Origin of the sequence: Zhongshania aliphaticivorans (assembly GCF_902705855.1) — a bacterium.
Taxonomy (GTDB): Bacteria; Pseudomonadota; Gammaproteobacteria; order Pseudomonadales; family Spongiibacteraceae; genus Spongiibacter; species Spongiibacter aliphaticivorans_B.
This window is the reverse complement of the sequence record NZ_CACSIJ010000001.1, coordinates 140,813-157,780: the sequence shown is the minus strand read 5'-3', so window position 1 is coordinate 157,780 and position 16,968 is coordinate 140,813. Positions and strand designations below refer to the sequence as shown.

16 protein-coding genes and 3 tRNA genes are annotated in these 16,968 nt (G+C 47.8%); 7 read left to right on the top strand and 12 right to left on the bottom strand.

Going from position 1 to position 16,968, the window contains the following annotated elements:
• Window positions 1–7: 7 nt before the first annotated feature.
• The 4 genes from GVJ32_RS00725 to GVJ32_RS00710 all read right to left on the bottom strand — a co-directional run bounded on the left by GVJ32_RS00725 (window position 8) and on the right by GVJ32_RS00710 (window position 3,844).
• Entirely contained in the window at window positions 8–577 is a 570-nt protein-coding gene (locus GVJ32_RS00725) for an ANTAR domain-containing response regulator (RefSeq protein ID WP_159238143.1), read from the bottom strand.
• A gap of 8 nt (window positions 578–585) precedes the next feature.
• Entirely contained in the window at window positions 586–1,884 is a 1,299-nt protein-coding gene (locus tag GVJ32_RS00720; protein WP_159238142.1) for a CmpA/NrtA family ABC transporter substrate-binding protein, read from the bottom strand.
• A 735-nt stretch (window positions 1,885–2,619) separates the two neighbouring features.
• Window positions 2,620–3,342 (bottom strand): UDP-2,3-diacylglucosamine diphosphatase, encoded by a 723-nt coding sequence (locus GVJ32_RS00715; RefSeq protein WP_159238141.1) that lies wholly within the window; start codon window positions 3,340–3,342, stop codon window positions 2,620–2,622.
• A gap of 7 nt (window positions 3,343–3,349) precedes the next feature.
• Window positions 3,350–3,844, bottom strand: coding sequence for a peptidylprolyl isomerase (locus GVJ32_RS00710; protein WP_159238140.1), 495 nt, complete (start codon window positions 3,842–3,844; stop codon window positions 3,350–3,352).
• Between the two features lie 160 nt (window positions 3,845–4,004).
• Here GVJ32_RS00710 and GVJ32_RS00705 point away from each other — a divergent pair, with 160 nt between their 5' ends.
• The gene (locus GVJ32_RS00705; protein ID WP_159238139.1) at window positions 4,005–5,684 is read left to right on the top strand and encodes a glutamine--tRNA ligase/YqeY domain fusion protein; all 1,680 of its coding nucleotides are present in this window, start codon (window positions 4,005–4,007) and stop codon (window positions 5,682–5,684) included.
• 184 nt (window positions 5,685–5,868) lie between these two features.
• Complete coding sequence (cysS, locus tag GVJ32_RS00700) at window positions 5,869–7,272, top strand: cysteine--tRNA ligase (protein WP_159238138.1); 1,404 nt, start codon at window positions 5,869–5,871, stop codon at window positions 7,270–7,272.
• A gap of 13 nt (window positions 7,273–7,285) precedes the next feature.
• Here the strand turns inward: cysS and GVJ32_RS00695 are convergent, their stop codons facing one another.
• Genes GVJ32_RS00695 through folD form a run of 3 tightly spaced genes read right to left on the bottom strand, consistent with a single transcriptional unit; the run spans window position 7,286 to window position 9,176 of the window.
• Window positions 7,286–7,666, bottom strand: a complete 381-nt coding sequence (locus GVJ32_RS00695; RefSeq protein WP_159238137.1) for a VanZ family protein — start codon at window positions 7,664–7,666, stop codon at window positions 7,286–7,288.
• Window positions 7,663–8,316, bottom strand: a complete 654-nt coding sequence (locus tag GVJ32_RS00690; protein WP_159238136.1) for a lysophospholipid acyltransferase family protein — start codon at window positions 8,314–8,316, stop codon at window positions 7,663–7,665. Before GVJ32_RS00690 ends, GVJ32_RS00695 begins: the two co-directional genes overlap by 4 nt.
• A 14-nt stretch (window positions 8,317–8,330) precedes the next feature.
• Window positions 8,331–9,176: a bifunctional methylenetetrahydrofolate dehydrogenase/methenyltetrahydrofolate cyclohydrolase FolD gene (folD, locus tag GVJ32_RS00685; RefSeq protein ID WP_159238135.1), complete on the bottom strand. Its 846-nt coding sequence runs from the start codon at window positions 9,174–9,176 to the stop codon at window positions 8,331–8,333.
• Between the two features lie 170 nt (window positions 9,177–9,346).
• Between folD and GVJ32_RS00680 the strand changes: the two genes are divergently transcribed.
• The 5 genes from GVJ32_RS00680 (at window position 9,347) to GVJ32_RS00660 (ending at window position 13,679) form a co-directional block, all read left to right on the top strand.
• Window positions 9,347–9,423, top strand: a tRNA-Pro gene (locus tag GVJ32_RS00680).
• Window positions 9,424–9,451: 28 nt separating this feature from the next.
• A tRNA-Arg gene (locus tag GVJ32_RS00675) sits at window positions 9,452–9,528 on the top strand.
• Between the two features lie 25 nt (window positions 9,529–9,553).
• A tRNA-His gene (locus GVJ32_RS00670) sits at window positions 9,554–9,629 on the top strand.
• 642 nt (window positions 9,630–10,271) lie between these two features.
• Window positions 10,272–11,906, top strand: coding sequence for an OmpA family protein (locus tag GVJ32_RS00665; protein ID WP_159238134.1), 1,635 nt, complete (start codon window positions 10,272–10,274; stop codon window positions 11,904–11,906).
• 93 nt (window positions 11,907–11,999) lie between these two features.
• Entirely contained in the window at window positions 12,000–13,679 is a 1,680-nt protein-coding gene (locus tag GVJ32_RS00660; protein WP_159238133.1) for a ShlB/FhaC/HecB family hemolysin secretion/activation protein, read from the top strand.
• Between the two features lie 99 nt (window positions 13,680–13,778).
• Here GVJ32_RS00660 and GVJ32_RS00655 read toward each other — a convergent pair whose 3' ends face one another.
• The 5 genes from GVJ32_RS00655 to GVJ32_RS00635 all read right to left on the bottom strand — a co-directional run bounded on the left by GVJ32_RS00655 (window position 13,779) and on the right by GVJ32_RS00635 (window position 16,906).
• Complete coding sequence (locus GVJ32_RS00655) at window positions 13,779–14,537, bottom strand: pyridoxine 5'-phosphate synthase (RefSeq protein ID WP_159238132.1); 759 nt, start codon at window positions 14,535–14,537, stop codon at window positions 13,779–13,781.
• Window positions 14,538–14,568: 31 nt separating this feature from the next.
• A complete protein-coding gene (locus GVJ32_RS00650) occupies window positions 14,569–15,138 on the bottom strand; it encodes a peptidylprolyl isomerase (RefSeq protein WP_159238131.1) in 570 nt (189 codons plus the stop codon).
• 2 nt (window positions 15,139–15,140) lie between these two features.
• Window positions 15,141–15,812: a TIGR04211 family SH3 domain-containing protein gene (locus GVJ32_RS00645; RefSeq protein WP_159238130.1), complete on the bottom strand. Its 672-nt coding sequence runs from the start codon at window positions 15,810–15,812 to the stop codon at window positions 15,141–15,143.
• 84 nt (window positions 15,813–15,896) lie between these two features.
• Window positions 15,897–16,196, bottom strand: a complete 300-nt coding sequence (locus GVJ32_RS00640) for a YciI family protein (protein WP_159238129.1) — start codon at window positions 16,194–16,196, stop codon at window positions 15,897–15,899.
• Between the two features lie 8 nt (window positions 16,197–16,204).
• Entirely contained in the window at window positions 16,205–16,906 is a 702-nt protein-coding gene (locus GVJ32_RS00635; protein ID WP_159238128.1) for a VC0807 family protein, read from the bottom strand.
• Window positions 16,907–16,968: the final 62 nt, after the last annotated feature.

The following is a 16,968-nucleotide window of genomic DNA, read 5'->3' as shown; positions in this document are numbered from 1 at the left end:
GTATTTTTTATATAAATGATCCTGTGTCTACTAGTTGGCGAGCAACATCGGTGATGGTGCGGCCTTGTCTATTAGCATTTTTGCTTAGTAAATCGGTGGCTTGCTCTTCTGTAAGTCCGTAGGTTTCGGTAATAAATTTCTTGGCATTATTTAAAATTTGACGCGCGTCTATTTCTGGCTTTAGAGATTGAATTTCTGAACGTAAGTGCTCAATGCTGTAGAAATAACTCAAGGTGATATCAATCAGCGACTGCAGCAATTTTGCCGGAATGTTGTCGATGGCGTAAATGCTAATTCCTGCGTCGGCGGCAAGTCTATTGATACTTTCTGAGCGACTATTGCCCAACTTTATAATCGTGCGTGGGCTCGTTTTGTTGAGCTGTGCCAAATGTTCTAAGGTGTCGCGGTTGGGAGAGTTGGTGTCAATTAATATTATTTCAGGGTGCATTTCCCCGACAAGCTGGTAGAGATCAGTGTTGTGATTGTTGAGCTTAATTAGCTCGATGCCGGTCCATACCAAAATAGGCTCAAGTTTAGTGGCGCGGGTATCGTCGATATCTATCAGCAATACTTTCATGTGAATGATTATGCCTCTTTTTGAATATTGATAAGTCGCAGCGCCGGAATATCTGCCTTGGATAGGCTCTGTTGTTCCAAGTATTTAATGATGCCGCCGACGCTAATAACTTGCCCGTCTAAGAATTGATTGGGGCCTATGTGTTGCGACTTCATTAACATATTTTTCTCGTGCAAATTACCTTCGGTTTTTCGGTCTATGCTTGGGCTTTCAAGTCCGATCGCGGCAGCGGCGATACGAAAAAGTGCAGGTTTATATACGGCGGCAACGGTCTCTTCGATGTTAATGGGCGTGGTAAGTTGGCCCCAACGGTACATTTGCGAAATAAACCACTCTGCATGATTGAGCCAAGGAAAGTTGGCGGAGTAGCGGTGAAAGACGTGGAAGTCGTCAACTTTTTCTGGAGGTTGACCGTGGTGTTTGAGAGACAGTCCCTGTAGCGACAGGGCGACGGTTTCTTCGGGAAGGGCGATGTACGGTGCTTGGCTGATCATTTTTGCGGCGGTTTTACGGTTTTCTTTTCTGTCTAACCAAATGCAGGCCTTGATTAATGCTCTTAAAATAGCCTGGTGAGTTACTGGATTTTCGTTGCTCCAACTTTCGCTTACGGCAAACACTTTTTCTGGGCTGTTATTCCAAAGCTGGTATTTGGTGGCGACAACATGGCCTAGCTGTTGCTGCACCGCGAGGGTGTTCCAAGGCTCCCCAACGCAAAAACCGTGGATGTCGCCGTCGGTCATGGCGGTAACCATTTTTGGTGGTGGGATAACAACAATTTCGATATCGCGGTCGGGGTCGATGCCGGCGCTTGCAAGCCAGTAACGTAATTCGTAGCTTTGGGTTGAGCAGGGGTATACCACGCCAAAACGTAACTTTGGTCGCTTGCTGCGTTTATTTTCTTCTATAACGCATTGCAGGGCCTGCGCAGCAATCAATGGGCTGAATTCGCTGCGGGGGTCTATCGCGTAGAGATGCTCATAAAGGTCGTTGTTTACCGTAATAGCATTGCCGTTTAAATCCAGCACCATGGCACTGATCATATCGATTTTTGGGCCACCGATACCTAGGCGAGAGGCAACTGGAATTGAGGCTAGCATTTGTGCGCCATCGAGTATGCCGAGCCCCACTTTGTCACGTATGCCTGCCCATGAGGCCTCTCTAGAGAGTGTGACATTTAAGCCCTCGTTCCGGAAATAGCCTTTTTCTTGGGCGATAACCAGTGGCGCGCAATCTGTTAGTGGGATAAAGCCAAGGGTAATATCTGCTTTTTCTATTCGCAGTCCGTTTTTATTATTGATAACAGCCATCGCTAAACTCCAGTTGATTTCTTAAGCGGTAATTCTTCTGAGTGGTTTGTTCCTTTAGCTCGTAATTCGTGCAGGCGTCTCTTGCTTGTTACGGTGCTCATTGCTTGTTTTTGGTGCGGGAAGCTCAGATCCGTAGCGGAATGCCGCTGGTTATTTGAGTGATGTCCTATGAATTCTATCTGATTGAGTTTGGGATAGTTTAGGTTTGGCAATGGCCCTGATTTGTTCGTAGGTATATTCGTTCGCAATGGAGATTTCACGACGTTACCAGCCCAGGTGGTGCCTTTGTTTAGTCTACTCCATGCTTTCGTTGCGCCACCATCGGGAGCTTTGGTCTTCGCCATTATCATAACGACGTTTATGTCGCCGGATGTATGGCATGGGAGTTGTGGCATGTTTGGCAAGATGTGAGCCTCTTTTTGTAATGTATCCCGATCGTAGTGCTAGTGTCTTCGGCTGTTATTGGATCGGCAATGTGATAATTCTGTGCGGTATAAGCTTTGCGTGATGGCAAAGTATTGCGCTGCTATTGCACGAACAAGCACAATTTGGGCCAGAATTCATGTGGTTAATGGCTTTCCTGAGCTGCGTTCTAGCGATGGCTGTATTGAATGGGGGGTTGTGTTAAGGATTTATTCGAATGTTTGCGTCACTGAGGGTAGGAGGGGCACTTTATTGATGCAATCTTTCAATAAGCGCGTGCCATATCTTTACCCCCGCGCTTATGTTGAGGATCTATAAGGGGGAGGAGTGTAGTGAAAGTGAGCCGTTTTCGTCTGTTAGGTACCAGACGTTACTATCCCAGTCGCCAAGCACGATACGTTCTGCTTTTGTGCCATCGATAGCTAATGGGTGTCGGTTTGGTCTGTGGGTGTGGCCGTGAATCATTCGCGTGCAGTCGTGTTCTTTCAGTGCGGCAATAACTGCGTCGGCATTAACGTCCATGATGTCTTCGGCTTTATTGCTATTTGCTTCGTTACTGGCCATGCGCAAGTGTTTGGCAATGGCGCGGCGCTCTTCAATCGGTTTGCTAAGGGCGTCTTGCTGCCAAGCCGGTGAACGCAGCATTTTTCTGAATTGCATATATTGCTGATCGTCGGTACATAGGCTGTCGCCGTGCACTAATAAGGTTTGTTCGCCAGCTAGGGTAATGACCGTTGGGTCAGTGATGAGTTGGGCGCCGATCTCTGTGCAAAAGGTGTCGCCAATCAGGAAGTCGCGATTGCCGTGCATCATGTAAACCGCCGTGCCTTGTTTGCTAACGGTGCTTAGTGCGTGCTTTACAGATTCTATTAATGCAGAGTTATCGTCGTCACCAATCCAGCTTTCGAAAAAATCACCGAGTATATATAAGGCCTTTGCTTTACTGGCATGGCTCTGTAGGAAATCAAAAAACGCCCGGGTGATGTCCGGGCGCGTTTCATCCAGATGTAGGTCTGAGATAAAGAGTGTTGTCATTGGGGAATTAGTCTACCCAAACTGCTTTTTCAATGATGACGTCTTCCATTGGTACGTCTTGGTGTCCTGCTGCACTCCCGGTTTTTACGCCTTTGATTTTGTTAACCACGTCCATGCCATCGGTGACTTTAGCAAACACGGCGTATCCCCAGCCTTGCATGGTTTTACTGCTGTGGTTTAGGAAGTCGTTGTTCTTTACGTTAATGAAGAATTGCGAGCTGGCTGAATGCGGGTCTGATGTACGGGCCATAGACAGAGTGCCTACGTCGTTTTTCAGGCCGTTATCTGCTTCGTTTTCGATATTGGCACGGGTTACCTTTTGCTTCATGCCGGGCTCAAAGCCGCCGCCTTGTAGCATAAATCCATCTATAACGCGGTGAAAAATGGTGCCGTCATAGTAGCCGTCAACCACATACTGTTTGAAGTTTTCAGAGGTTTTAGGAGCGTTTTCGAAGTCCAGCTCAATTTTAATGTCGCCGAAATTTGTAGTGAAGATAATCATTTACGCTGATCTCGCTTATAACCGGAAATTAAAGCCGCTATAATAAGGCTTTTGGCTGCGGGGCGAAACCGTCGATAGACCATGGTGTTTATTGAGTACGTATTTTGTGGCCTCGGCGGTTTATATTAAATCGCTGACTTTGAGTATTTGGAACCTATAAATGACTGACAATGCAGTATCTGGCAATAATTTTCTACGCACTATCGTAAAGGAAGACATCGCGGCTGGGCGCTTGAGCGGCGAGCTTGTCACGCGGTTTCCGCCAGAGCCCAACGGCTTTTTGCATATTGGCCACGCAAAATCTATCTGCTTGAACTTTGGGCTTGCTAAACAGTTTGACGGGCATTGTCATTTACGCTTTGACGATACTAATCCTGCCAAAGAGGAGCAGGCGTATATAGATGCGATCCAAGAAGATATTCGTTGGTTGGGTTTCGAGTGGTCGGGGCCGATTCGCTACGCCTCTGATTATTTCGATACTTTGTATGAATATGCTGTGTATTTAATTGGTCAAGGTAATGCTTATGTTTGCGATCTCAGTGCAGATGAAGCTCGCGAGTATCGCGGCACATTAACGGAGCCGGGTAAAAATAGTCCTCATCGGGATCGTAGTGTTGAAGAGAATTTGGCCTTGTTCGCGGCTATGCGAAACGGCGATTTCGATGAAGGTAGCAAGGTGCTTCGCGCAAAAATTGATATGGCGGCGCCGAACATTAATCTGCGCGACCCCATCATCTACCGAATTCGCAAAGTGAGCCATCACCAAACAGCCGACAAGTGGTGTATTTACCCAACATACGACTTTACCCACGGTCAGTCCGATGCATTAGAAGGGATTACCCATTCTATTTGTACCTTGGAATTTGAAGATCATCGCCCCTTGTATGAGTGGTTTATTGCCAATTTGCCGGTGCCTGCACAGCCTAAACAGTATGAGTTCGCGCGTTTGAATGTGAACTACACCGTGACCAGTAAGCGTAAATTGAAAATGCTAGTTGATGAAAAGGTTGTCGATGGTTGGGACGACCCCCGTATGCCGACAATTGCGGGCATGCGCCGTCGTGGCTTTACACCGGCTTCACTGCGGCATTTTTGCGATATGGTTGGTGTTGCTCGCAGCGAGGGTATTGTTGATGTGGCGATGCTTGAACACGCTATTCGCGACGATCTCGACAAAAATGCGCCGCGGGCCATGTGTGTTATGGATCCGTTGAAAATTGTCATCACCAATTATCCTGAAGATAAAGTGGAGTGGCTTACTGCGCCTGGGCATCCAAATCGGGATGACCTTGGTGAGAGAAGTCTGCCCTTTAGTCGCGAGGTTTTTATTGAGCGCGAGGACTTTCGCGAAGAAGCCAATAAAAAGTTTAAGCGTTTGGTATTGGGAAAAAAGGTGCGTTTACGTAGTGCCTATGTACTGTTAGCCGAGTCAGTTGTCAAAGACGAGCTTGGTAATATTGTCGAAGTTCACTGCAGTTATGACGCTGGGACTCACGGTGCTGACCCTGAAGACGGTATTAAGCCGAAAGGGGTTATTCACTGGGTATCGGCGAGTCATGGCAAGCAGGCAACAGTTCGCCTCTACGACCGGCTGTTTACCCATGAGGCGCCAGATCGGGGTGGAGAAGAGTTTCTCGACCATGTTAATCCAGAGTCTTTGCAGGTTATTGAGAATTGCTGGATTGAGCCGAGCCTTGCTGACGCAGCGCCGGAGGCGAGTTTTCAATTTGAGCGCACTGGGTATTTTGTCGCCGACAAAGTAGAGCACAGCAATGTGGCGCCAGTGTTTAATCGCACGATTGCGTTGCGTGATACATGGGGTAAAGAGTCGGACGTCTGAGGTCGGATGTCTGTCGAAAGCGATGGCGCTAGATGCTAGACGGGAGAGGGGCGACGCAAAAGCTGTTTTCCCACTTCGAGTCTGAAGCCTAGCTGCTGATGGATATAATCAAATTTTTATAACGGGCTTGGGTTGATTTTGACGTTGCATCTCCCGTCTCCCGTCCAGCATAAAGCGATAATCTATGACGATTCAAATCTACAACACCCTAAGCCGTAGCAAGCAAGATTTAGTACCTCTGCAGGACGGCAAGATAAATATGTATGTCTGCGGCATGACGGTGTACGACTACTGTCATCTTGGGCATGCGCGGGTGCTAGTGGCATTTGATGTGGTTACGCGTTATTTGCGGGCGAAGGGCTTTGATGTCAATTATGTGCGTAATATCACCGATATTGACGATAAGATTTTGCGTCGAGCAGAAGAGAATAATGAGCCCTTTGAGGCCTTAACTGAGCGCTTTATTAAGGCAATGCATGAGGATGCTGCGCGGCTAGATATTATGCCACCGGATCAAGAGCCGCGGGCAACTGCGCATATTGGCGATATCCTCAATATGATTGCACGGCTTATTGAGAAAGGTTTTGCTTATACCGCATCAAATGGCGATGTGTATTATCGTGTAACTTCTTTCAAAGACTACGGCAAATTGTCGGGCAAAAAGCCCGATGAGCTTTTGTCTGGTGCGCGTATCGCCGTTGATGAAGCCAAAGACGATCCCCGCGATTTTGCGTTATGGAAGTCTGTGAAAGACGGTACGACCAGCTGGCCATCACCTTGGGGTGACGGGCGGCCTGGCTGGCATATAGAATGTTCCGCAATGTCCACCTGCTGCTTGGGTGAAACTTTTGATATTCACGGCGGCGGACCGGACCTCGTGTTCCCCCATCATGAAAACGAGATTGCTCAATCTGAGGCGGCCACAGGTAAAACCTATGCGCAAACATGGATGCATGCTGGTGCGGTTAGGGTCGACAACGAAAAAATGTCTAAATCTTTGGGCAATTTTTTTACGATCCGTGAAATCCTTGATCGCTATCATCCAGAGGTAGTGCGTTACTTTTTAATCTCCAGCCACTATCGCAGTGCGATTAATTACTCTGAAGACAATCTGCAAATTGCTAAGCAAAATTTAGAGCGTTTCTATCATGCCTTTAAAGGTTTAGAGGTTGCGGAGCCGCTACCATACGCTCAGTTAGATAAAAGTAATGAGTATGTGCAGCGTTTTGATGCGGCAATGGCTGACGATTTTAATGCGCCAGTTGCATTAGCGGTTCTTTATGACATGGTGCGAGAGCTGAATAGTGCGAAAGAGGCCGGTGATGCAGTGCGGGTTGAGGAGCTAGCGATAAACTTGAAGTCGCTAGCTGCATTGCTTGGAGTTTTACAATTGTCTGCTGATGCCTTTTTACAGGCGGGTAGTGGTGATCAGTTGGCGGCTGCTGAAATTGAGGGTTTAATCGCAGAGCGGGTGCAGGCCAAAAAGGATAGGCAATTTGCACGGGCGGATGAAATCCGCGACTCCCTTAAAGCACAGGGGGTTATTTTGGAGGACAGTCGGGAGGGGACGACTTGGCGGCGTGAGTAAGTGCGTTCGGATATTAAATTGACGGCGCGGCTTTGTTGCCGCGGCTTTGATAAATTTTTGCCAGCCACCCCGAAAATACATACCCGCTAATTACCCCAAGGCTATTTGCAATAGCATCTTCAATTGATGTGTCCCGCCCAGGTGAAAATTGCTGGGCGTATTCAATAAAAATACTAAATAAAAGAATACCAAAAGCGGTACATAAATGGGCTTTTCGGCTTTTTCCTATGGGGAAGGCCAATGTCATAAATACTGCGTAAGCGGCGAAGTGTTGGGCTTTATCCCAAATGTTAAAAGTTATTGCATCGTCGGAAGGGAGTAGTGACAGCGTAGCAATGCAAGCGCCGTATATAAAAACTAAAATGTGATGCAGTGTGCGTTGATTTACCGTCATTTTGGCGCTTGGTAATCGTCTGGCTGTAAACCGCTGAGCTCATTTTGTGCGGCCAGTAGGGCAGCGTCCAAGTCTGATTCATCAGCATAATCTTCTAAAGCAAAACGCTTGTAATTAAAGCTAACCTCGGCAAACGGCTTGGGAAATTTAGATTTATCCCAAGACTTCTCTATGCGCCAACCATCGTAGCTCGCTCGGATTAGATAAAGAGGGAGTTTGGTTCGTTTGGCAAGCACCATCGCGCCTTGTTTCATTTCATGGCGTGGGCCGCGTGAGCCATCTACGGCAAAGGCAATGGACTTGCCTTTACGGGCTGCCTTTAAGAGTTGAAGGAAGGCGTCTTTGCCGCCTCTGCTAGGCGAGCCTAATGCGACCTCGTAATCGTAACGCTCCATTACTTTAGCAATGGAATACCCAAAGTGATTTCGTGAGGCAATCGCCGTTATGCCTTGATTGCGGAAGTAATGAACCAGCGGCATTAACTCGTCGTGGTACACCGCCATAATGCAGGGGTGTTCAATTTCAAGCTGGTTTTTAAAGCGTAAGGTTTTCATTATCCAAAAGAAGACTTGAAGAATGCCACTAAGTAGCACTCGCGCTACTTTTTGCGCGGGGCCTATTTTCTTTGGTCGTTTGTTTACCCTTGCCATGATGTAATTCCGTGTCAGGCGATGGCTTTTTCGCCGGAGTCCACGCTTTGGAAAATAAGGGTGTTGATCGTCATGGGGCCTACGCCGCCGGGTACGGGGGTGTAGGCACTGACGCGCTCTACTAGGGGGGCAAGTTCAATGTCGCCGACACCGCCGGGGTGGTAGCCTGCGTCGACAACAACTGCACCGTCTTTAATCCAATCTGCTTTGATGAATTCGGGTTTACCTACCGCGCCAACTAAAATGTCGGCTTGTTTGATTAATTCGGGCAGGTTTCGCGTGCGAGAGTGGCAGATGGTGACGGTAGCATTGGCTTCTAACAGCATCATGGCCATGGGCTTGCCGAGTATGGCGCTACGTCCCACTACCACGGCGTGCTTGCCTTCGATGTCAATTTTGTAGTGTTCTAGAATACGCATAATGCCTTTTGGTGTGGCGCAGCCATAGGCATCTTCGCCCATTGCCATGCGGCCAAAGCCAAGGCAGGTTACTCCGTCTACATCTTTATGTAGGGCGATGGCGTCAAAGCATGCGCGCTCATCGATCTGCTCGGGTACTGGGTGCTGTAGCAAAATGCCATGAACATTGGGGTCGTTATTTAATTCGTCTATTTTGGCGAGTAGCTGCTCGGTGCTTGTGGAGCCGGGCATTTCTACTGCAAGAGAATCCATGCCTACGCGTCGACATGCATTGCCTTTCATCTTAACGTACGTAGCAGAGGCGGGATCGTCACCGACCAGAATTGTGGCTAAGATGGGGGTGCGGCCATTTGAACGGTTTTTTAGCGCAGCAACCCTCTCTGTTAATTGTTCTTCCCAGCTTGCCGCCAGTGTTTTGCCGTCTAGAATCAAAGCTGTCATTCAGGTAGGTCTCGCAAAAAAGATGATTCAAATTAGAGTGTTATTGTCGCATGGGTATAAACAGCAGGCCAACAAATCAAACGAATAATTTTTCCCAAAACCGTTGACGAGATAAAAAGGTCTGCGTATCATGCGCAGCTCCTGTAGCGGGGCATACGGGAAACGAAAAACGGGGTATAGCGCAGTCTGGTAGCGCGCCTGCTTTGGGAGCAGGATGTCGGGAGTTCGAATCTCTCTACCCCGACCATTTTTCGTATCTCAGTTCGGACGGTTTTGCGCCCGTAGCTCAGCTGGATAGAGCAACGGCCTTCTAAGCCGTCGGTCACAGGTTCGAATCCTGTCGGGCGCGCCATTTACAGGAAGATTTCCCCTCAGTGGTGGCCGTAGCTCAGTTGGTAGAGTCCAGGATTGTGATTCCTGTTGTCGCGGGTTCAAGCCCCGTCGGCCACCCCATATTTTTAGATATTCCCCCCTTAAAATTACAAACTCCGCCAATGCAATTTCTTGTGTTGTTCAGGAGATTTTCCTGTGTTTATTCTCTTTGCATTTGAATTAATGTCGATCTTTTGTAGCTCGTCATGTCGCGGCGAGGTGGCGCGTCAAGCGGGCAAAACTTCCGGCGTGTGTTGTAGTGCTCAAACTAGTGTTTTAGTCATGTGATTGCCATCACAAAATCGCATTAATGTCGGTATGTACTCATTGCTTTGCTATTTAAGCGTCTCGCCTTTCATTAAGATTGCGCGGATAAAGTACGTTTTTTGTTAAGCCCTCTTCACATTAAAAGTGGCGTGTATCGTTTTTATTAATACGATGCGCCTTATGCGAAAGGGAGTTCGATAAAAAAATTGATTATTGTACATATAAAGAGCGCGTACGGTCGTCTTGAACGTATCTCGCGTCCATTCGTGCGATTACAGGAAGTAGAGGCATTGAAATGGTGGTGTAGCTCGGGCTGGTAGTCGTTGTATAAAGTTTTTGTTTTGTGTCGTTCCGATTGATTTTTACATTTTTTTTTTTGTAAAAAGTATATATGTCGGTTTTAGTTTTCTACCTATAGCGTTGAGTTGTAGGTAGGTTTGTCTTGGGGGCGTTCAAATGGGGTGTTTTCGCAAGTTGCTGTCGGTGTATACCGTGGTGACGGCATTGTTATTTTCTAGTGCTGCTTCAGCAGATGTTATTACGGATCTTCTCAATACGCTGGGGATAACTCAGCTATTGTCAGAAGTTGCTGGCACGGTGGGAACAGTTGGTGCATCGGTGCTGGATCCTGTTGGTACTGGGGATAATGATTTTCTAGGTGCAGATGCGCTTAATCCCGAAAACGATCTCGGCCTAACCTTAGCGTCGGGTGAGTTGCTTGGGTTTGGTAATAAAACGGGCTCAGGTACGTCGATTCCTCTCGATGCGCTTGGTCTGTCGCAATTGATAGGCGCGCTGGGTTTGAATTATGAAAGCGGTATTGTCAGCCAGCTGCGTGGCTTAATTGGCCCCGAGGGGGCGATTGTAGTGCCTATTGTGGGTGCTCTAGAGGGGTTGACGGATCAGCTAACGGCGGGCGGCCTTCAGTTGGCTCAAACCTTGGCTTTGCCTGGCCTAGATGATCAACCTATTGGCTTAGCCTTGCTTGGTGCTGCCGATTCAGGTAATGCAACCGCCGATGGCTTGGCAGGTATCGCGCTACTAACACCGGGCTCGTCAGGTAATGGCGGTTTGATTGGCTTGGCCGTATTGTCTGGAGATAATTCAGGTAATGGCAGCTTGATTGGTATTTCTGTACTGAGTGGTAATAGTAGTGGTAACGGTGGTTTAGCCGGCATTGCTGCTATTTCTGGTAGTAACTCTGGTAATAGTGATGGCGTCGGTGCCGCAGTTTTATCTGGTGATAACGTGGGTAATGGCGGTAGTGCCGGCTTGGCAGTGCTAAACGGTGATAACGCGGGTAATTCAGATTTTGGCGCCTTTGCGGTACTCAATGGTGCTAACTCAGGCAATTCGGATACGATCGCTGTTGGTGCTATCAACGGTGCAAATTCTGCAAATGGCGGCGTGGTTGGTGCGGGCGTGTTGAACGGACCGGGTTCGGGAACGGGCGGTTTAGTAACGGTTGCGGTGGCGAATGAGCCCGGTAATGGCACTAATAATGATGACGGTGATGCCAGCAATTGCGTGGTAACGGGTGGTATAGGCTGCTCTGATCGTGATCAGTTGGCGTTGTTAGATACCTGCAAAGACCTTGATGCAGACGGCGTATGCGATGATCGCGATGAGTGTTTAGATACACCTGCGGACATGCCGGTGTTTTTAACCGGCTGCCATCTAACCGAGGATGCGCCGCTGGTGTTAAGGGGTGTGAACTTTGAATTTGATCGCGCTGATTTAACACCGGAATCCCTGCCTATACTTGAGCACGCCGTAAAAGTCCTTGAGGCGCAGCCAGAAGCTTTGGTGGCAGTAGACGGGCACACCGATGCTAAGGGTAGTGACGAGTACAATATTCGGCTTTCTTATGCGCGTGCGGCTACGGTTTACAACTACCTAGTTGCTGCAGGCATTGCTGAAAACCGGCTAGCCTATCGCGGTTATGGTGAGTCAGTTCCTGTTGCTAGCAATGAAAACGAAGACGGTAGCGATAACCCGATCGGGCGCGCTGAAAATCGCCGTGTGGAATTGAATATTCTCGATGGCGAACAGTTTTTATCTGTGAAAGAACAGAATCAATCTGACAATTAATTTCGAAGATGGGCGTGCGCGCCCATCAATTTTTGCTTAATTCAATACGCCTTAGATGGCGGATATTGAGTCTTTACCAAGGGATTTGTGTTTATGGCAATCGACTTTCCACCCGCGCTACCGCCGCAGTTAGCGACTGTACAGTATATGGAATCAGTAGCTGGTGCAGGAGCACCGTATACCGGTTTGGTTAACGGTTATGAGTTGCGGGTATCGGGTACGCATTATTTAAGTAATGACGAGTTAGATGCGATTTTCAAAGCGGCTAAAACGCCGTCACAAGCTATTTTCTTAATGAATTCACTCGTGCTTCGTAAAGGGCATTTGCTGGTAACAATGCAGTACGCGCCTGATAGCAATGTGGTTTATGTTCACGCATTGCAAGGTAAGGTCGCTGGTGTTCAAGGTGATGGCGTGCGCGAGTTTTTTGAAGAGCTTAGCGGTGATGAAGATTTAACACGAGCGGAGTTCGAGCGTGCGCGTGTTATGGCGAATGTGAAAAGCCAGCGAACGGGTATAGATTATTCGGTATCTTATAATACCGATAAACAAAACCCTGAAGATGTAATTTTAATTTTTGAAGAGATGCCGGTTGAGGATCATGATGCAACAGATGTGTTCTTCCAAATAGGCAACCAAGGTAGTCGTTACGTTGGTCGTTATTTTGGTGATGCCGGTATTAGTCATAATTTTGAAAATGGTACGCGTGCCACGTTTGGTTATGAAACCGCATTTACTGATTTAGGTGAATCTCGAAATGGTGAAGACTACCACCGTTTTCAGTTGGCGGCAGATCGTGCATTTAGTTCAGGATTGTATGGTATTACAGCGAGCCACACTGAATACGCGCAGAATTTTGGTCCCGTTCCAATTACGACAAGTACTGGCGGCGGAACACCACTTTGCGACTTGCTGGGGCCTTTGGGTGGCTTGCTTGGCTGCGGCACATCGGCAACGACGACTACAACGACTCAAAATTTATCTTTAGACGCAGACATCAACACCATCGCGTTGACAGGCGAGCAGGTTTTATCGGCAGATTTGACTCACCGCTTTAACCTGTTTGAGCGAGTTGAATATATTGATTCGCAAATTGATGCGGGTGCATTTGGCAGTCTACAAGATGAAAAGTACGGCACTGTAGAATTTGGCGCTAAATATTTTGCTGCTACGTTAGTTGATGGAAAAACATTCCGCTGGTCGGCGCAGCTGTCTCTTAAAGCAGGCGTAACAGGTGATAGCGGTACACTTGGTACTGCTGTTGCGACATCGCCGGAAGTAGGGCCGGCTACACGTACAGCAGAGTTCGTGACTATTCTGCCTAGGCTTGCTGCAAAGCTACCGATGTCGGATACGTCAGAATTCAATTTGAATTTTTTAGGGCAGATTGCTGATGAACAGTTACCTCAGCAGCAGCAGTGGGTATTGGGTGGTATGAGTGCCTTAAGCGCCTATTTGCCTGGTGTTATGTCTGGGGACTCAGGATATTTCTTAACGGCTGATTTCACTCATAAATTTACTGCGGCGGGCCTTGATTTAAGCGCGGCGGTTTTTGCTGAGTATGGCGCGGCACAGTTTGAAAATGCCTCTGGTAGTTTAGGTGATGAGCGTTCGCTTGCAGATATGGGCGTGCGTGTAAGTGCGCAGCTGGGCTGGGGTGTTACGGTTGACGCGGTAGCCGCTAGACCGCTGATGGACGATGGCTTTGATTCATCGCAAGAGCTCGATAAGCTTGAGGCAGATTTTTACGTAGTACTTAAAAAGGTATTTTAATCTGTCATTCGAGCGGCGCTTTCCATGTTTGCAAAAATATGGAAGCGCCGTTTTTTATTGAAGCAGTGGTGGGTGTCGGAGTTTTGCTGTGGTCTTAGCTTAGCGCAGGCAGCTTAAATAAGACTTAATGCAGTTATCTAGGCCCAGCTCAATCGCGTCGACGGTGAAAGCGTGGCCGATAGAGACTTCAAGTAGTTTGTGCACACTGTTCTTAAATAAAAATAAATTATGAAGGTTTAAATCGTGCCCTGCGTTTAGTCCTAGGCCTATTTCGGCGGCTGTTTCGCTTGCTTTAACAAATGGGTCTAATACCTCATCTTGCCTTTGTGATCCGAAGTGGTCTGCATAGGGTCCAGTATAGAGTTCGATGCGATCAGCGCCGACTGCTTTTGCAAGACGTATTTGGGCGGGGTCTGGATCCATGAATAAGCTAACGCGTACGCCTAAAGATTTTAGCTCCGCAATAATTGGAGCTAGGCGGTCACCGTCTTGCTGTAAATCAAAGCCGTGATCAGAGGTGAGTTGGCTGTTGGTGTCGGGCACGAGTGTGCATTGTGCTGGCTTCGTTAGGCGGACTATTTCTATAAATCCTGGGTAATCACTAACGCCGCGTCGATCACTTTTTGCTGCTGCTGCAAATGGATTGCCTTCAATGTTTAATTCTACGTCGAGCATATTTGCCAGTTCGTAGCAGTCGTCTGCGCGAATGTGTCGTTGGTCAGGTCTTGGATGGACGGTAATGCCGTGGGCGCCGGCTGCTATGCAGCGTGCGGCGTGGAGTACAACGCTGGGGTATTCGGTATCTCGTGAATTGCGAATTAAAGCAATTTTATTCAGGTTGATACTTAGCGCAGTCAAAATGACCCCTCGCGCTTGCGCGCATGTTCTCTTACTTGAGTGTTGTACTAATAATCAGAATAGGTTCGACTGGGACGTCTTTCATGCCACCAGCGGTATGGGTGTCGCTGATGGCAATATCGCGGACAATGTTTTGGCCGTCAATAACTTTACCGAATACGGCATAGCCGTCGCGGCCCATGCGAGAGTCCAAATCAAGATTCATGCGCATATTGATAAAAAATTGCGAGCGAGCACTATTTGGGTCATCGGTGCGAGCCATTGCCACCGTCCAGCGATCATTTCTCAAACCACTGCTCTTTGATTCGTTAATAATACTTTCGCCATTCGGTTTTTCGGTAAGGTCGGGGGTGAAGCCGCCGCCTTGAACCGCAAATCGGCGAATAACACGGTGGAAGATAGTGCCGTTATAAAAACCGCTTTTTACATAAGCTAAAAAATTATCAACGGTAATGGGTGCTTTGTCAGGGAGGAGTTCAATGGTGATATCTCCTTTCGACGTTTCCAGCACAACAATAGGGTTTTCAGTGCCGTCGGCGCTGAGAGCCTGTGTTGAGAGCGTACAGGTAAATACCAAGATGAGTGCGGAAATAATACGCATAATCAACCCCAGTCAGAGCGTCGTTTTGGCAGCATGCGCGGGACGACTAGTGCAACCATAACGCCAATAAGCACGGCAAATGCGCCATTTAAAAAGAACTCGTTTTCTTTGTTTTCGCGTAGCCGAGCATTGTCAGTTTTTAATACGTCGACTTCACTGCTAAGCATTTGATTGGATTCGAGCAGGCGACGGTTGTCATCGTCTAACTTGATGCTATTGGCTGAGATGCGTTTAATCTCTTCTAGCTCTTCTCCTAGGGATTTGTTTTCCAGTTTAAGCTCTTCAACAACGCTATTGGTTTCTTGGCTATTCTGCGTGGTGTTTTCTAGCTGGGCGCGTAACTCTTTGCTGGAGGCGGTTAGTTCATCAATACGTTTTTTGCTGGCTTCTAGCTGGCTGCGGGCAGCGGGTGATGATGTTAAGTAGTGGCTTGGCAGCCATCCCTCTACGCCTTTTTCGGTTCGAACTTGCGAGTAGCCGCTGTCTTCGTTACTAGTAATCAGCTCTAGTTTCTCGCCGCTAGGAAGGCCGCGATGAATGATTCGATACTTTGAACCGTCACCAACGCGCAGTGGCACGTAAATTTTGTCACTGATATAACGGGTTTCGGCGATGGACGCGCTTGCCAGGCTAAATAAGACGGCTGATAAGCCGAATATAATTGATTTTTTCACTGGATTTTCCACGTTAATAAACGGTGCTAAATATTTAACAATGAAGGATAAAGCACTTATCAGAGTAGTTCAATTTCCACTTTGTTATGGCAGCACTTTTTTGTAAGGTTTGACGGTCACTTTGGCGTAAACACCTGCCTCAATATACGGGTCTGAATCCGCCCATTGTTGGGCGTCTTGCAAGGACGGGAATTCCGCAATGATTAAGCTGCCGGTAAATCCGGCTTCACCGGGGTCTTCGCTGTCTATGGCAGGATGTGGTCCGGCCAGAATGAGGCGGCCTTGACTCTTTAGTTCTTCAAGGCGCGCTAGGTGGCCCGCGCGAGCACCTAAGCGCTTACTGAGGCTGTCTGCAACGTCTTCACTGATTACGGCATATAACATATTAATTCCTACTGTATTCTGAAAATATCTTCAAAGCTAAGAGAGGTTAGTTTCTCAATTCGTTTCACCAAGTAAAACAAGGCTCCCAGCATGACTATCGTGCAGGGTAATGCAATGACCGGAAAGCTAAGCCCCGTCATTTTTCCTAGCTCGGCGCTGTATTCTGGGGTGCCTGGTGGGCTGATTAGCAAAATTTTAGCGAGTAGATAGTTGAGTGTGGCAGACAGGAAAAACGAGAACGCGACTAAGTAAGTCGCGTTGCGTAGCGCGGAATCGAACATGCTAGTGTTACCCTGCTCATTTAGGGCGTGATTTATTTTGTCGGTGTAGATGACCTCATCATTGAACAAAAAAGTTTTGATCAGCGGGTACGGTGTATACAGTGATATAAGGGTTGCAATGCCAATGATGGCGGGAATACTGGCCTCCTTGATGGCGATATACTCCGCATCCAGTTCAAGTAGGCTAATGCCGCCAGTTAATAGTACGCTGATAAAACCAAGAATGGCGAAGGCGTTGGCACGGCGTGTTTTTACAAAGTCATAAATGCCAAAACCTAATGGGAAGGCGAGGGCAATCACGATACTATAGCTAGGCCCTAAGTACGTATCGCCGCTAAGTTTGGTGAGTATCAGGGTTGGAATGATAATATTGAACAATAGATTGACGACAATACTGTGTCGTTGAGGTGTATTTGCCTGCTCCGGCATGGTGTTTCCTGTCGGTAAGGGGTGGATGACGGTGATCCACCCACTATACCCATTTTAATTTT

What these genes read in the sequence shown, in the direction of transcription:
- cysS (WP_159238138.1), top strand. Translation starts at nt 5,869, where the DNA reads ATGACGATTCAAATCTACAACACCCTAAGCCGTAGCAAGCAAGATTTA.
- GVJ32_RS00650 (WP_159238131.1), bottom strand. Translation starts at nt 15,138, where the DNA reads ATGCGTATTATTTCCGCACTCATCTTGGTATTTACCTGTACGCTCTCA.
- GVJ32_RS00725 (WP_159238143.1), bottom strand. Translation starts at nt 577, where the DNA reads ATGAAAGTATTGCTGATAGATATCGACGATACCCGCGCCACTAAACTT.
- GVJ32_RS00705 (WP_159238139.1), top strand. Translation starts at nt 4,005, where the DNA reads ATGACTGACAATGCAGTATCTGGCAATAATTTTCTACGCACTATCGTA.
- GVJ32_RS00665 (WP_159238134.1), top strand. Translation starts at nt 10,272, where the DNA reads ATGGGGTGTTTTCGCAAGTTGCTGTCGGTGTATACCGTGGTGACGGCA.
- GVJ32_RS00690 (WP_159238136.1), bottom strand. Translation starts at nt 8,316, where the DNA reads ATGGCAAGGGTAAACAAACGACCAAAGAAAATAGGCCCCGCGCAAAAA.
- GVJ32_RS00710 (WP_159238140.1), bottom strand. Translation starts at nt 3,844, where the DNA reads ATGATTATCTTCACTACAAATTTCGGCGACATTAAAATTGAGCTGGAC.
- GVJ32_RS00640 (WP_159238129.1), bottom strand. Translation starts at nt 16,196, where the DNA reads ATGTTATATGCCGTAATCAGTGAAGACGTTGCAGACAGCCTCAGTAAG.
- GVJ32_RS00635 (WP_159238128.1), bottom strand. Translation starts at nt 16,906, where the DNA reads ATGCCGGAGCAGGCAAATACACCTCAACGACACAGTATTGTCGTCAAT.
- GVJ32_RS00720 (WP_159238142.1), bottom strand. Translation starts at nt 1,884, where the DNA reads ATGGCTGTTATCAATAATAAAAACGGACTGCGAATAGAAAAAGCAGAT.
- GVJ32_RS00695 (WP_159238137.1), bottom strand. Translation starts at nt 7,666, where the DNA reads ATGACGGTAAATCAACGCACACTGCATCACATTTTAGTTTTTATATAC.
- GVJ32_RS00660 (WP_159238133.1), top strand. Translation starts at nt 12,000, where the DNA reads ATGGCAATCGACTTTCCACCCGCGCTACCGCCGCAGTTAGCGACTGTA.
- folD (WP_159238135.1), bottom strand. Translation starts at nt 9,176, where the DNA reads ATGACAGCTTTGATTCTAGACGGCAAAACACTGGCGGCAAGCTGGGAA.
- GVJ32_RS00715 (WP_159238141.1), bottom strand. Translation starts at nt 3,342, where the DNA reads ATGACAACACTCTTTATCTCAGACCTACATCTGGATGAAACGCGCCCG.